Here is a 14,034-nt window from a genome sequence, read left to right on the forward strand (position 1 = left end):
TTGTCTTCTAATTTTTCCTTATTGATTTGTAGCAGATTCTTTGTTATGGTTATGAAAAGAAACTTAAAATCTCATCAGTATACTTTGATGGATGAGTATTGAATATGATAATACTGATAACAAATGATGACGGCTTTGAAAGTGAAGGAATAAAATTACTCAAAGAGATTGCACATAGTTTTGCATCAGAAATATGGGTAGTGGCACCAGATACTGATAGAAGTGGAGCTGCAAGATCTCTTGATTACCCAGTGAAGCAATCTATTCAAATAAATCGGCATAGTGAAAGAGAGTTTAGTGTATCTGGTACTCCCGCAGATTGTGTCATTATCGCGTTAAATAAAATTATGAATAAAAAACCAGACTTAATATTATCTGGAGTAAATATTGGATCAAATGTCGGCGATGATATTTGTTATTCAGGCACAATCGGTGCTGCAATGGAAGGTGCTGCAAGATTTATACCTTCTATTGCACTAAGCCAAGCTTATCGTAACGAAATAAACTGGTACAATACAAGGATTTTTGCATCAAAGATTATCGACAAGCTAGTTAAAGTTGGTTGGCCTAAAAATATAGTGATGAGTATAAATTTTCCTGCTACAGAAAAAGTGAAAGGAGTAGAATTTGCTGAACAAGGTGAATATAACATTGATGGTGATTTAACTTTTACTGAAAATTTAAATGGTTCTTTGAGCTTAAATTGGTCTCGGGAACACTCAGGCAGTGGTAGTGTAGATAAAATAAAAGGAGGTTTTATTACTATTACACCGATAAAATTAGATTTTACAGATTATGATATATTAAATGCTATGAAAAATTCTTGTGCAGAGGAATTTTCTTCTATAGCTAACACTCCTATTGCTTCTGATTAGATATTTTCTACGATTTTATCGCGAGCAATCATTTTTTCTTCACCCGTGTCCATGTTTTTAATTTTTAAAGTTTTACTGCTTAGCTCTTCATCACCAAAGATTAATACAACTTTTGCATTTGCTTGATTTGCTTTTTTCATTCGGGTTTTTAGAGTTCCACTATATTCGTAAATCACATATAAACCATTTCTGCGTAATTCACTTGCAAGTGTTAGAACATGTTCTTCAGCTTCTCCACCAATTGGAATTAGGTAAATAGGTCGCTCTTCTTTTGGAGAATAATTGATTAACTCCATTATGCGTTCAATACCTCCTGCAAATCCTATTGCTGGAGTGTGTTTTCCACCTACTGAAGATACTAGATTATCGTATCTTCCACCGGCAAAAACTGCTCCTTGTGCACCTAAATCTTCTGTGACAAATTCAAATACTGTGTGACAATAATAGTCTAGACCTCGAACTAATTTGCTATTTACAGTGTAAGGTATGCCAAGAGCTTGCAGTCCATTTAACACCTGGTCAAAGAAATATGAAGATTCTTTTGTATAATAATCACTGATTTTTGGTGCGTCAGAGATTATTTCTTTATCTGTCTTATCCTTAGAGTCTAATATTCTGAGTGGGTTTTTAATCAATCTATTTTGACTATCTTCTGATAGGTCATTTTGAAACTTTTTTAAATACGATATCAAAGCTTCTCTATACTTACTTGTTGTTTCACTCTCACCCAAAGAGTTGATTTCCAGTCTTACATTCTCATTGATGCCAAATTCAGTTAGTAAGTGCTGAGCGAGTGATATCAATTCAATATCAGCTTTTGGATCTTCTATGCCAAAAACCTCAAAATTTATCTGATGAAATTGCCTTTGTCTTCCCTTTTGCGGTCTTTCATAGCGAAATGCAGGCCCTATTGAAAATAATTTTATCGGCGCTTGTAGTTTTTTTTCAATGAGTAACCTAACAATAGCTGCAGTGAACTCAGGACGCAGAGTTATGCTCTTTCCCCCTTTATCAATAAAGGTATACATCTCTTTAGTGATAATATCTGAGCTATCACCTAAAGTCTTTGTAAAGACTTCTGTGTATTCAAATATCGGAGTTTGAACAGGTAAAAAGCCGTATAAACTTGAGATTCTGCTTGCTGTTTGCTCTATGTGTTTAAACTTGTACCATTCATCAAACAGGAGATCTTTTGTTCCTCTAACTGTTTGATTAGTCATAGCATAGTCTCTATACCTGAAACTTCTGGTATGTGATAGCTTAGCATATTCTGCACTCCTTGTTTTAAGGTAATTGCAGCACTTGGGCACCCAGAGCAAGCTCCTTGCAGTTCAACGTAAACTATTCCGTCTTTATAGCCACGGAACTTGATATCACCACCATCTTGAGCAACTGCAGGTTTAATATAACTTTCCATCAATTCTTTTATTCTATTTACAATTTCTATATCATTTTCATTAAAGAATTCTTCCTCTAGCATTTTATTATCACTTACTCCTTCTTTATCAAATGCTTTTCCACCAGAAGTAAAGTGATCCATAATTGTAGTTAAAATTTCCACCTTTACTATATCCCAATTCATTCTATCTGATTTTGTTACCGAAATAAAATCATGACCAAAAAATACTCTTACAACATGTTCTATTTGAAAAAGATTTACTGCTAGTTTGGAGTTCTTTATTTCATCTGCATTTGAAAAATCAGCTGTTTCTCCTTCGCTCAGAATTTCAAAACCAGGAAGAAATTTCAGCGTGTTTGGGTTTGGTGTTTCTTCAATCTGGATAAACATGTTATTTACCATGACAATTATAATTGTTACTATTTAATCATAAAATGATAAAAAAATATACATGTCATTCATCTTCTTCCTTTTTTTGATATTCACAATAATCACGTTTGTTTTACCTAGCGTTGTTGTATTTTTTCTCTTTTTGGCAAAGAGAAATAACATAAGTTTTATGATGCACTCTATATTAAGTAAGTTTTTGAACGAATTTAACAGCAGTAAAAGTTACACCAAAAATTACACTGGTGATAATATGTCCAAAGATGAAGCATTAAAAATACTGGGGCTGAATTCCGAGGCAAGCCAAAATGAAATCAATAAGGCATACCAAAATTTAATGAAACTGGTCCATCCAGACAAGGGAGGCTCGGAATATTTTGCACAAAAGTTAAACGCAGCACGTGATAGGTTGATGAAGACCTAATTTTAACTATTGTTTTCTCTGTAAATTTTGCTTGTACATATTAAGTTGCATGATATAAAACCGGAAACATTATTCTTTAGGAGGTATTTGATGAAAAAACTTGAGAGATTGAGAAAGAATTTATTTGCGGCTATAGATGAGCTTAATATTAATAAAGTTAAAAGATATGTTAAAAAGGCAAGATATATAAATAAAGAAAAAGAGATTATTAATGGTAAAAAAGATGGTATGGCACCTATACATCTTGCTGTTTATAGAGGTAGCTTAGAGATAGTGCGGTTTTTGCTTAAAAATAATGCTAATATTAATGCTGTTAGTGATGGATGTCTTGTTCCTTACTCGTACGTTACTGCCATGAATAGAAAAGCAGAAATAAAAGAAATGATATATCATTGTACTAGTAGTACCACTTCCCAAGTAATGCAAGGTTTTACAGCTTTACACTTAGCCTTTTTTTATTGTCGATTAGATATCGCGAATCTTCTGCTCAATAATAACACTATTAATATTAAAAATGCAAATGGCAAAACGGCATTTGAGGTTATCCCTGGTTATGAAAGTCTTTGCAGTGATGGCTGTGACATAGAAAAAATATTCTTAGCTGTGTTAAGATTTCATAAAAATAATTGTACAGAACTATTACTTTCTGCTAGAATAAATACTAAATTAGAGTTAGAAGCTGGTGATACTCCAGATGCAGCAAGTAGTATAGCAAACCCTTTTTCAACCTCCACCAGGGCAAATACTAAGATAGGATTGGAAGCTGGTGATACTCCAAATCCTGCACCAAGCAGTGCAGTAAAACCTTTTTCTTTTATTAATAGTATATTTAGTTGGGTAACCACTGCCACACTCAATGGCTTATTCAGCAGTGCTCCTACTTTACTTCCTGCACAGCAATTTGTTGATCACTTAGCTGGTAGCCCAATTGGTTCTTCACAAGTTGATTTTAATGCAACAGCTCTACTAGTTGATGTAGTGGTCAAAAAGTTCACAGGGAAAAAGTATTCAAGACTACTGGACAATCCACCTCTGACAAAACTTGATATTATAGAAAAAAAACTCGAGACGGCAATTAGTAGTTGTGAAAAACTTTATCAATGTCCTGAAAGTTCATTAAGCAATTTAACGATATCTAAAAGTATGCATCAAAAGTCCCTTCAAATCAGTTAAAATAAGCTCTCTAATTCGAGTGCTTATTTACAAAACTTATCCCTTATTTCCTCTTCTAAAGCAGATTGCTTATTATCAAGTAATAAAAATTATGAATTAGGGGCTTAAAATATTTTGCAAAAAAGTTACGTGATAGATTGCTGAAGACCTAATTTTTAACTATTGAAATTTTTCTCTGTAAATTTTGCTTGTATATATCAAATTGTGTGATACAAAATCGGGAACGTTGTCTTTTAGGAGATATTTGATGCAAGGGATGCAAAAACGGATAAAAACTGAGAACTTTGTAAATGAGTTATTTATTGCCATAAAAGAGCATAGTCTTCTAAAAGCTAACATATGTATCAGAAGTGCAGTGTACATGAACCTAAGAAAGCAGATTTTTATTGGTGAAAAATACGGTATGAAACCTATAAGTTTTGCTGTGAAAGAAAATAGCTTAAAGATATTGAGGTTTTTGGTTAATAACGGCGCCAATGTTAATGCTGCTAGTAGTGAAAGCTTGAGAGTTGCATTGCACGTTGCTGCTGAATATGGCAGAGAAGATGCAGGACAGCTTCTACTTAGTCGTTATGCTAAGATCAATTTGCAAGATATAACGGGTAAGGTGCCTTTGCACTTAGCGTCTTTCCATTGCCAAGTGGCAATGGTGGAACTTCTTATCAAGCATGATGCTAATATTTATATAAGAGATGCGGGTGGTAGAATACCACTAGATGTTGTTGGAGATGATCCAAAATCTATATGTACTAGTAATACAAGGCAAAAAATAATATCTACATTAAAATGTGCTGATAAAGAAGTTAATTGTCAGACATTAGCTTCTAGAGCAAATCCTAAGGTAATAGAAGCTAGGAATTACTTTAGCTATCATGATAATAGTACAAATGCGTTAAGCAGCGCAGTAAAACCTTCTTCTTTTATTAATAGTATGTTTAGTTATGTGAGAACTTCAATTACTGCTGTACTCAGTAGCCTATTTCAAAGTACCCCTGCTTTACCTCCTGCACAGCAATCTATTGCACATTCAACTGGAAGCTCAATTGGTTCTTCACAAGTTGATTGTAATGGAATAATTCTGCTAACTGCTGTAGCAATAAGTAAGTTCACAGGGAAAAGATATTCAATGCCACTGGATGATTCACTTTTAACGATAAGACAGGTTAAAGAAAGAAAACTTAATTCTCTAGAAAGAGATGTCAAGATGGCACTTAGCAAGTGTGACAAGCTTCATCAGCATCCTGAAAGCTCACTGAGCAACTTCACAATATCTAAAGGCGTGCATCATCAAAAGCACCTCTAAATCAGTTAAACTAAGCACTCTAATTCGAGTGCTTATTTACAAAACTTATCCCTTATTTCCTTTTCTAAAGCAGATTGCTTCTTATTAAGAGCAAAAAAATTTGAATAATGAAGCTCAGCATATTTTGTACAAAAGTTAACGTGGTAGGTTGCTGAAGACCTAATTTTTAACTATTGAAATTTTTCTCTGTAAATTTTGCTTGCACATATTAAGTTGCATGATATAAACCCGGGAGATTCTCTTTTAGGAGGTATTTGATGGAAAAACAAAAAATAATTGAGATTTTAGGAAGAAAATTAGTTTCTGCTATAAGCAGAGGTGATTTTCAGAAAGTTAAAGAATGTATTAAAGAGATAGAGTATGAACAAATAAAAAATGAAGTTTTGAATTATGAAAGATACTATATGAAACCTATACATCATGCTACTCTCTTGGGTAATTTAAAGATATTAGAGTTTTTATGTAACAGCGGTGCTGATGTTAATACTACTATTAGTAATCGATATTTGAGTACTCCCTTGCACATTGCTGCTAGACATGATAAACTAGAAATAGCAAAGTTTTTACTTGATCGTGATGCTAACATCAATGCTACAAATTATAAAGGCTTTACACCTCTGTACTTAGCATCTGACCACTGTCATTTAAATATGGTAAAACTCCTACTCTGCAAGGGTGCTGATGCTAGTATTCAAAGTCAGTATGGCAAAACAGCATTAGATGTTGTTGGAAATGCTAGAAAAGATGAATGTAGTAGTAGTGAAATTCAAAAAATAGAATCTGTATTGAGCAGTTCTACTGAAGCTGACTGTGAAGCAAAATTAACTTCTATAAAAGCAGGTATTAAAGACGCTAACGACAGCACAGATTTTGTAAGTAGTGCAGCGAGTCTTCAATTATCCCCTACCAAAGCAATTAAGATCTTACTATTACCCACAAATATAAAGTTCGTGAGCAAGTCGCCATCCTTCTGCTAGATCAAAGAGACGTCTCCATCCTTTCCAAATAGTAATGGGGCCTGGTTCTAGATCATTTTTTCTAGCCAAATGTCCTCCAAGTTGAGCAATCCATGAAACAGCTTCTTTTATAGTAGGAGTTGCATTTGAACATGGTTTTCTATGTATTTTTACATATAGAACTTTCCATTCTTCTTCGGCTAATAAGGTAGTACACGGTAATGTTGGATCAGTTCTTGCAATTGTTGTAATAAAGAAAATTCTCCAAGCAATAATACTCATTACTGTTAAATATCGCATCAACCTTTCTGCTGTTCCAAGCCTACATTCTTCAACTTTGAGACCAGATTTTAAAATTTTATGTAATATTTCTATTTTCCATCTAAGACAATACCACCTAACTTTTTCAACAGCTTCATCAAAGGTATTGACTGGAAGATTTGTTAAAAGCATCCACTCTAGCGGATTTGTTTCAGAAGGAAAGTCTTTTTCAACAACGTAAACTGCATAGTGTGGTAATTTAAGTAATTCTTCTGTCTTATGCCTAATACTATTCTTAGATGGATGCATAATAAACTTTCCGAATCTAACTTCCAAATGTGCTGTTCTTTTTGGCTTATTATCTTTTGCAGGAACTTCAACTTTTACCGTACCTGCACAATGAGAGGATTTAATAAATTCCCATAACTTCTGCTCACCTTTTTCAGGATATCGAGATTTTCTATTTACTGCCCTATCTTTGGAAGCTCTAACTAACACTGCCGAATTAAGATTATATGCAAGCTCAAAAAACTCATATATATCTGCTTCTCTATCGCATATAGTTATAGTCTCAGTTTGAGTTGAATCAATAATGTTGTTTGTGTTGCTTAAAGTTTCTAACCATTTTATACTCTCTTTATCTTCAATGCGGATACTGTCATTGTTCTTTTTTTTTATGTTTTCAGATTCTTCAGGTCTTGAATAAATTTTTTGATCTAGTATCCCTAGTACCAAACCTTCTATACTAACAGCTAGAGCTGTATGCATTATAATACCTTGACTATGTTTTCTTGTAATAACTCCCAATCCACTTGTTTTTTCATGGTCTGTGTATGAAATATAACTTGTATCTTGGATCACAAAAATTTTTTTATGGGCTTTTGTTCTTTCAACTGTTTTAGCAACGTGTGAAGCTAGAATATCGCCTTCTTTCACGTTCTCATTTTGAAAAAAACGATATGCTGCTTTTGCTTCTGACCAACTTCCACACGCCTGATTGATTGAGCTTTCAGGTAAACTTGTAAAACTATCAGCAATATTTACTAATCGGTCAGTTAACCTTTTATCTCCAAGTACAGCATCTCCAAATTCATTTTCAGCCCATTCATTATTCCTGTTTGCCATTTTTTACCCTCAATGTTTGCAAACTTTAATGTTGTAATACTTTATTTTTATGTCCATTTATATTTGTGGGTAATAGTAAGATTAGAAAATTCACAGGAAGAAAAACATGCAAAAAGGGGATTTAACTATTTATTGCCGTTATGAACCTCACAGGTTGGCGGGTACATATTTGGCAAATGCTTATGAACAATTATTGAAATGTAAAACAAAGGAGGTAGAAGAAAATGACAACGGTAAGCTTGTATGCAAGAGTTTCATCAAGACAACAGGCACAGGAGAATACAATAGAGAGTCAGATTGTAGAGTTGGAGCGTCGCATTAGTAGTGATGGACATGAGTTATTAGATGAGCACAGGTTTGTCGATAATGGTTATAGTGGATCAAATTTAGAACGTCCTGGCTTAGAGAGTTTACGTGATAGAGTAGCAGAAGGTAAGATTGATAAGATATACATTCATTCACCTGATCGGCTATCACGGAAATTTTCATATCAAATGATCTTACTCGAAGAGTTTAAAAAGGCTGGATCTGAAATAGTATTTTTGAATCATAAGTTTGATGATAATCCTGATTCCCATTTATTTCTACAGATTCAGGGAGCAATAGCAGAGTATGAACGTGCAAAGATTATGGAACGAAATCGCAGAGGAAAACTTCATGCAGCTAAAGCTGGGTGTATAAGTGTGATGGGTAGGGCACCTTACGGTTATCGCTACATAGCAAAACATGTAGGTGAAGGAAGTGCTCAATTTGAGGTTGATGAAGAAGAGGCAAATATAGTGCGTAAAATATTTAGTTGGATTGGCCAAGAAAGAGCAAGTATAGGAGAAGTTGTACATAAACTGAATAAGATACCAGTAATAACACGAACAGGGAAAAGCTATTGGAAAAGGAGCACTATTTGGAACATGTTAAGAAATCCTGCTTATATAGGACAAGCAGCTTATGGTAAAACTAGGACATGCTCAAAACCACAAGTAAAAAAGTCAAAAAAAGGAACTTTTGGTAAATTTAAAAGTGGTCGCTTTAATAGTGATAAAGAGAACTGGACTTATATTCCAGTACCAAAAATAATCAATGAACATTTATTTGATTCAGTGCAAGCACAACTAGCTGAAAATAAACAAAGAGCAAGAGTACGACAAAGAAGAGAAACATATTTATTGCAAGGTTTAATGGTATGCCAACGTTGTCAATATACTTATTGTGGTACAAACCACGTTCATAAAAAGTCGACATATTATTACTATCGTTGCTCTGGTACAAACTCTAGCAAATTTAATGGCAATAAAATCTGCGATAATAAATCAATACGCACTGATATATTAGATGGAGTTATATGGGAAGAAGTCAAGAGTATCTTGAAAGAGCCAGATAGGATTGCAAATGAATATCAACGTAGATTGTCAGAGAACAAAAAGCCTTTACATAATCAAACACGTGAAAAACAAGAAAGTAAGCTAAGATTAAGTATCAAAAAATTTATTGATAGCTATGCCAAAGGGTTTATAAGCCAAGAAGAATTTGAACCAAGAATCACAACAATGAAACAACATTTGAAAGAAATTGAAGAAGAGAAAGAAAGAGCACTCGATCAAAAGAAGTTACAACAAGAATTGAGCCTTGTTACAGATAGCTTGAAAAACTTTTCTTTAAGCATTGAATCACAGCTTGATCAAGTGGATTGGCAGACTAAACAAAATATTATTAGAATGTTAATTCATCAAATTGAAATTAATCACAACCACTTGTATATAGTATTTCGCATAAAAAATCTTGCAAATTTTGATCAAAATAGCCATAATAGAATTATGCAATGTTGTACTAGCAGTCAATATTGTTGGACTGCCGGATAAAACTGTTGCAGAATCCAGAGAGCGTATCAGAGCAGCGTTAAATTCAATCAATCTTCTGTTACCTCCAAAAAGGATTACGGTTAATCTTTCCCCTGCGGATTTGCTTAAAGAAGGTAGTCATTATGACTTAGCTATTGCTGTTGGATTACTTGTTGTAATGAATGTGATACCAGTTGAAAAAGTTCAGTCTTATATAATTATGGGCGAGCTTGCACTAGACAGCAGAGTCATACCAATCTCAGGAGTACTTCCAACAGCAATCAATGCAAAACAGGCAAATAAAGGAGTAATTTGCCCAAGGGGAAATGGAGTAGAAGCTTCATGGGTAAAGAATGTTTCTATTCTGGCTATAGAGAAATTAACCGATATTATCAGACATTTTAAGGGTGAGCAGTTAATTCAGCCGGTAACTTTTAACTATAGCGCTGCGCCCAAAGAAAAAAATTCAGTTCCAGATATAAAGGATATTAAAGGTCAAGTTGTTGCAAAAAGAGCAGCTGAAATTGCAGCAGCAGGTGGACACAATATGCTTCTTGTTGGACCTCCTGGTACTGGAAAGTCAATGCTTGCTAAGCGATTTATAGGGCTATTACCCGATTTGACTGAACAAGAGATGATTGATGTTAATATTATCTCTAGCATAACAAAAGCCAGTAACGAAACATTTAAAGTAACTCGTCCCTTTCGTGAACCTCATCACTCATGTTCCATGCCAGCGATGATAGGAGGAGGAAAAAATGCAAAGCCTGGGGAAATTACCATGGCTCACAATGGTGTGTTATTTCTTGACGAGCTACCTGAATTTCCAAGGCTTGTGCTTGATTCTCTACGCCAACCACTTGAAGATAGAAAAGTCACTATCGCAAGGGCAAATGCTCACATTACTTATCCAGCTAATTTTCAACTTATAGCTGCAATGAATCCCTGCAGGTGCGGTTACTTAGGTGATGCAAGTAGATCGTGCAACAAAGCTCCAAAATGCGGCACAGATTATAGAAATAAAATATCAGGACCTTTGCTTGATAGAATAGACATATGCATTGAAATGCCAAACGTTAGTATACTCTCTCCTGAAATTTCTTCAGAAGGAGAAAGCACTGAAAATATTAGAAAAAGAGTGATAGCAGCGAGGAAAATTCAAGCTGAGCGTTATAGTAAATTGAATATTTATTGTAATGCAGAAGTAAGTGGTGAAGCATTAACTAAGCCAGACGAGGAAGGATTAGAATTACTAAAATACGTACTGAAAGAAAATTACATTTCCAATCGAGGCTACATACGCATATTAAGAGTTGCAAGAACCATTGCAGATCTTGCAAAAAGTGAGGAAATAAAAAGAGCACATATTGCAGAAGCACTAAATTACAGAATAAGAATGTATAAATAAGTTAATTTACTTGACAGAAAACTTTTTTTGCCATATACTACCCTTAGTGAAATTTTAATATTTTTGGAGTATAGTTATGGGAAAACTTGAAGCAATAAAAAATAAATATAGAGACGAAGGACTTTGGTCAGCAGCTAAAGAAGTGCCTGTGCAAGGTTGGGATCTCGTAAAAGAACATAAAGGCAAGACAATTGGTATTTCTTTAGCAGTTATAGCAGTAGCTTCACTTACAGCTGCTTATTTTTTAAGTCCAGCTTATGCAACCTTTGTTGGTACAGTTGGAACAAAAGCTGCAACACTTGTTAGTCCTGCTATTACTGCAATGTCTGCATTTGCAGTTGCTCATCCACTCATTGCTAGTTTGGTAGTTCTTGCTGCAGTAGCAGCTTTAATAACTGCACCTGTGTATGCATATAAAAACAGTGGTAAATCAGAGGAAATTAAAGCCCTCAATAGCAACATTAACGAAATAGCAGCAAAAGTAAACAAAGATAATACAGACCCAAAAACTATGATTGATGAACTTAAAGTAATGCCTTGCTTGGCGAATACTCGCCCTGTATAAATTATGCTTTCGACAAAAAGGACAGGCTTCTGTCCTTTTTTACTTACAAGTACTTTCTGTTTTTTTTGCATCTTAAGCAGTGTTATTTGAAAGTCTATAATTATTACATCTACTGATTAATAATGTTAAGAATAAGTAAATCTTGTTTACTATTTGCATATATCAAAATGAAAAATGTTTGCATATTGTTAAAAAAGCAGTAACTTGTTATCAAGTGAATTCACTAATATTTGAGTAAAATTTAAATGTCAATTGACCTTAGTTTACCAGAATTACCCATATTGCACCCAAGGATTACCGTTGTGGGAGTGGGTGGTGCTGGTGGAAATGCTGTGAACAACATGATTCAATCCAATTTACAAGGAGTAAATTTTGTTGTAGCAAATACCGATGCTCAAGCGTTAGAGAAGTCATTATGTGATAAAAAAATTCAACTTGGTATTAACTTAACTAAGGGCCTTGGTGCTGGTGCTTTGCCTGATGTTGGTAAAGGTGCAGCAGAAGAATCAATTGATGAAATTATGGAGCATATAAAAGATAGCCATATGCTCTTTATCACAGCAGGGATGGGTGGTGGTACTGGAACAGGTGCTGCACCGGTAATTGCAAAAGCAGCCAGAGAAGCAAGAGCGGTAGTTAAAGATAAAGGAGCAAAAGAAAAAAAGATACTGACTGTTGGAGTTGTAACTAAGCCGTTCGGTTTTGAAGGTGTGCGACGTATGCGCATTGCAGAGCTTGGACTTGAAGAGTTGCAAAAATACGTAGATACACTTATTGTCATTCCCAATCAAAATTTATTTAGAATTGCTAACGAGAAAACTACATTTGCTGACGCATTTCAACTCGCCGATAATGTTCTACATATTGGCATAAGAGGAGTAACTGATTTGATGATCATGCCAGGACTGATTAATCTTGATTTTGCTGATATAGAAACAGTAATGAGTGAGATGGGTAAAGCAATGATTGGTACTGGAGAGGCAGAAGGAGAAGATAGGGCAATTAGTGCTGCAGAGGCTGCGATATCTAATCCATTACTTGATAATGTATCAATGAAAGGTGCACAAGGAATATTGATTAATATTACTGGTGGTGGAGATATGACTCTATTTGAAGTTGATTCTGCAGCAAATAGAGTGCGTGAAGAAGTGGATGAAAATGCAAATATAATATTTGGTGCTACTTTTGATCAGGCGATGGAAGGAAGAGTTAGAGTTTCTGTTCTTGCAACTGGCATTGATAGCTGTAACGACAATTCATCTGTTAATCAAAACAAGATCCCAGCAGAGGAAAAAAATTTTAAATGGCCTTATAATCAAATTCCAATATCAGAAACAAAAGAATATGCTTCAACTGAGCAAACAAATGAAAGAGTTAAGTGGGGCAGCAATGTTTATGATATACCAGCTTATTTAAGAAGAAAAAAATAATGCAATTTTGGCTACTAAAGTCAGAACCAAGTGAATACTCGTGGCAAAAAATGGGAAAGGAGCAGGTGACGCAGTGGAATGGTGTATGCAATTATCAAGCTCAAAATTACATGAGAGCTATGAAATTAGGCGATCTTGCATTTTTTTATCATACAGGTAAAGAGAGAGTTATACTTGGAATAGTTGAAGTATTAAAGGAGTATTATCATGTTTATAATTCCAAATTTGGACTAGTGAATGTAAAATTTTTGAAACCTTTAAGTAACCAAGTGACGTTAAACAGTATAAAACAAAACCCACTTTTGAAAAATATGGTTATATTAAAACAATCACGTTTATCAGTTTCTCCAGTTTTAGAGACTGAGTGGAATGAAATAATAAGGATGAGCGAATGTTAGAAGTGAGCATTCTTGATAAGAGGTGGCATAGTATTACGAAGGACCCACAGAGTTTTGTATTAAATATTATTAATGCTTCTCTAAAAGAATTAAAAATAGATCATTATAAACCAAATATATCAATAGCTCTCGCTGATGATAACTTGCTACATCAACTTAATCTTAAGTTTAGAGAAATAGATAAGCCAACTAATGTACTATCATTTCCATGCGAACAGTTATCTAGTGAATGTGATCTAGGAGACATAGCAATTGCAGTAGATACAATAGAAAGAGAGTCTCATGAGTACTGTATATCTATCCTCACTCACACTGCACACATGTTAGTTCATGGATTGCTGCATTTACTTGGCTATGATCATCAAAAAGAAGATGAAGAAATTATAATGAAAAGTTTAGAGAGCAAGATTTTAGCTTTGCTTGAATTTGAAAAGGAAAAGTATGGTAGATAATACCAAAATATGTTATTTACAAAAAAGGGGTTTTAGCTGTAAA

The 14,034-nt window shown here is 34.3% G+C and carries 14 protein-coding genes; 11 read left to right on the forward strand and 3 right to left on the reverse strand.

Annotation, left to right across the window (positions count from 1 at the left end; all coding sequences use genetic code 11):
* Nucleotides 1–104 precede the first annotated feature (104 nt).
* A complete protein-coding gene (gene surE, locus MJ631_RS07125) occupies nucleotides 105–875 on the forward strand; it encodes a 5'/3'-nucleotidase SurE (RefSeq protein WP_262986298.1) in 771 nt (256 codons plus the stop codon).
* Here the strand turns inward: surE and hisS are convergent.
* Together hisS and MJ631_RS07135 are read right to left on the reverse strand one after the other, a co-directional pair.
* Nucleotides 872–2,095, reverse strand: a complete 1,224-nt coding sequence (hisS, locus tag MJ631_RS07130) for a histidine--tRNA ligase (RefSeq protein ID WP_214303205.1) — start codon at nucleotides 2,093–2,095, stop codon at nucleotides 872–874. The genes surE and hisS overlap by 4 nt on opposite strands.
* Nucleotides 2,092–2,664 (reverse strand): NifU family protein, encoded by a 573-nt coding sequence (locus tag MJ631_RS07135; protein ID WP_006015115.1) that lies wholly within the window; start codon nucleotides 2,662–2,664, stop codon nucleotides 2,092–2,094. Before MJ631_RS07135 ends, hisS begins: the two co-directional genes overlap by 4 nt.
* Nucleotides 2,665–2,806: 142 nt before the next feature.
* Between MJ631_RS07135 and MJ631_RS07140 the strand changes: the two genes are divergently transcribed.
* The 4 genes from MJ631_RS07140 (at nucleotide 2,807) to MJ631_RS07155 (ending at nucleotide 6,538) form a co-directional block, all read left to right on the forward strand.
* Nucleotides 2,807–3,085: a J domain-containing protein gene (locus MJ631_RS07140; protein ID WP_231834391.1), complete on the forward strand. Its 279-nt coding sequence runs from the start codon at nucleotides 2,807–2,809 to the stop codon at nucleotides 3,083–3,085.
* 90 nt (nucleotides 3,086–3,175) lie between these two features.
* Entirely contained in the window at nucleotides 3,176–4,258 is a 1,083-nt protein-coding gene (locus MJ631_RS07145; protein WP_007302146.1) for an ankyrin repeat domain-containing protein, read from the forward strand.
* A 247-nt stretch (nucleotides 4,259–4,505) separates the two neighbouring features.
* On the forward strand, nucleotides 4,506–5,561 hold the full coding sequence (locus MJ631_RS07150; protein WP_007302147.1) for an ankyrin repeat domain-containing protein: 1,056 nt from the start codon (nucleotides 4,506–4,508) through the stop codon (nucleotides 5,559–5,561).
* A gap of 257 nt (nucleotides 5,562–5,818) precedes the next feature.
* Nucleotides 5,819–6,538 (forward strand): ankyrin repeat domain-containing protein, encoded by a 720-nt coding sequence (locus MJ631_RS07155; protein WP_262986299.1) that lies wholly within the window; start codon nucleotides 5,819–5,821, stop codon nucleotides 6,536–6,538.
* On the opposite strand, the gene MJ631_RS07160 is transcribed toward MJ631_RS07155, so the two are convergent.
* Nucleotides 6,491–7,903, reverse strand: coding sequence for an IS4-like element ISWosp2 family transposase (locus tag MJ631_RS07160; RefSeq protein WP_214303148.1), 1,413 nt, complete (start codon nucleotides 7,901–7,903; stop codon nucleotides 6,491–6,493). The two genes, MJ631_RS07155 and MJ631_RS07160, sit on opposite strands and share 48 nt — an antisense overlap.
* 224 nt (nucleotides 7,904–8,127) lie before the next feature.
* Here MJ631_RS07160 and MJ631_RS07165 point away from each other — a divergent pair, with 224 nt between their 5' ends.
* The 6 genes from MJ631_RS07165 to ybeY all read left to right on the forward strand — a co-directional run bounded on the left by MJ631_RS07165 (nucleotide 8,128) and on the right by ybeY (nucleotide 13,991).
* Entirely contained in the window at nucleotides 8,128–9,759 is a 1,632-nt protein-coding gene (locus MJ631_RS07165) for a recombinase family protein (protein WP_262986300.1), read from the forward strand.
* Complete coding sequence (locus MJ631_RS07170) at nucleotides 9,689–11,146, forward strand: YifB family Mg chelatase-like AAA ATPase (protein WP_246485246.1); 1,458 nt, start codon at nucleotides 9,689–9,691, stop codon at nucleotides 11,144–11,146. Before MJ631_RS07165 ends, MJ631_RS07170 begins: the two co-directional genes overlap by 71 nt.
* Before the next feature lie 76 nt (nucleotides 11,147–11,222).
* Nucleotides 11,223–11,711, forward strand: coding sequence for a hypothetical protein (locus tag MJ631_RS07175; protein WP_246485247.1), 489 nt, complete (start codon nucleotides 11,223–11,225; stop codon nucleotides 11,709–11,711).
* A gap of 245 nt (nucleotides 11,712–11,956) precedes the next feature.
* A complete protein-coding gene (ftsZ, locus tag MJ631_RS07180; protein WP_214303261.1) occupies nucleotides 11,957–13,141 on the forward strand; it encodes a cell division protein FtsZ in 1,185 nt (394 codons plus the stop codon).
* Nucleotides 13,141–13,539, forward strand: coding sequence for an EVE domain-containing protein (locus tag MJ631_RS07185; protein ID WP_019236656.1), 399 nt, complete (start codon nucleotides 13,141–13,143; stop codon nucleotides 13,537–13,539). Before ftsZ ends, MJ631_RS07185 begins: the two co-directional genes overlap by 1 nt.
* Nucleotides 13,533–13,991 (forward strand): rRNA maturation RNase YbeY, encoded by a 459-nt coding sequence (ybeY, locus tag MJ631_RS07190; protein ID WP_007302008.1) that lies wholly within the window; start codon nucleotides 13,533–13,535, stop codon nucleotides 13,989–13,991. The genes MJ631_RS07185 and ybeY overlap by 7 nt, the downstream gene beginning before the upstream one ends.
* Nucleotides 13,992–14,034 lie beyond the last annotated feature (43 nt).

This window comes from Wolbachia endosymbiont of Oryzaephilus surinamensis (assembly GCF_025617515.1).
Lineage (GTDB): Bacteria > Pseudomonadota > Alphaproteobacteria > Rickettsiales > Anaplasmataceae > Wolbachia.

Excerpts from the sequence above, each read along its gene's own strand:
- ybeY (WP_007302008.1), top strand. The coding sequence starts at position 13,533 with ATGTTAGAAGTGAGCATTCTTGATAAGAGGTGGCATAGTATTACGAAG.
- MJ631_RS07150 (WP_007302147.1), top strand. The coding sequence starts at position 4,506 with ATGCAAGGGATGCAAAAACGGATAAAAACTGAGAACTTTGTAAATGAG.
- hisS (WP_214303205.1), bottom strand. The coding sequence starts at position 2,095 with ATGACTAATCAAACAGTTAGAGGAACAAAAGATCTCCTGTTTGATGAA.
- MJ631_RS07145 (WP_007302146.1), top strand. The coding sequence starts at position 3,176 with ATGAAAAAACTTGAGAGATTGAGAAAGAATTTATTTGCGGCTATAGAT.
- MJ631_RS07185 (WP_019236656.1), top strand. The coding sequence starts at position 13,141 with ATGCAATTTTGGCTACTAAAGTCAGAACCAAGTGAATACTCGTGGCAA.
- surE (WP_262986298.1), top strand. The coding sequence starts at position 105 with ATGATAATACTGATAACAAATGATGACGGCTTTGAAAGTGAAGGAATA.
- MJ631_RS07165 (WP_262986300.1), top strand. The coding sequence starts at position 8,128 with ATGACAACGGTAAGCTTGTATGCAAGAGTTTCATCAAGACAACAGGCA.
- MJ631_RS07160 (WP_214303148.1), bottom strand. The coding sequence starts at position 7,903 with ATGGCAAACAGGAATAATGAATGGGCTGAAAATGAATTTGGAGATGCT.
- MJ631_RS07135 (WP_006015115.1), bottom strand. The coding sequence starts at position 2,664 with ATGTTTATCCAGATTGAAGAAACACCAAACCCAAACACGCTGAAATTT.
- MJ631_RS07175 (WP_246485247.1), top strand. The coding sequence starts at position 11,223 with ATGGGAAAACTTGAAGCAATAAAAAATAAATATAGAGACGAAGGACTT.
- MJ631_RS07155 (WP_262986299.1), top strand. The coding sequence starts at position 5,819 with ATGGAAAAACAAAAAATAATTGAGATTTTAGGAAGAAAATTAGTTTCT.
- ftsZ (WP_214303261.1), top strand. The coding sequence starts at position 11,957 with ATGTCAATTGACCTTAGTTTACCAGAATTACCCATATTGCACCCAAGG.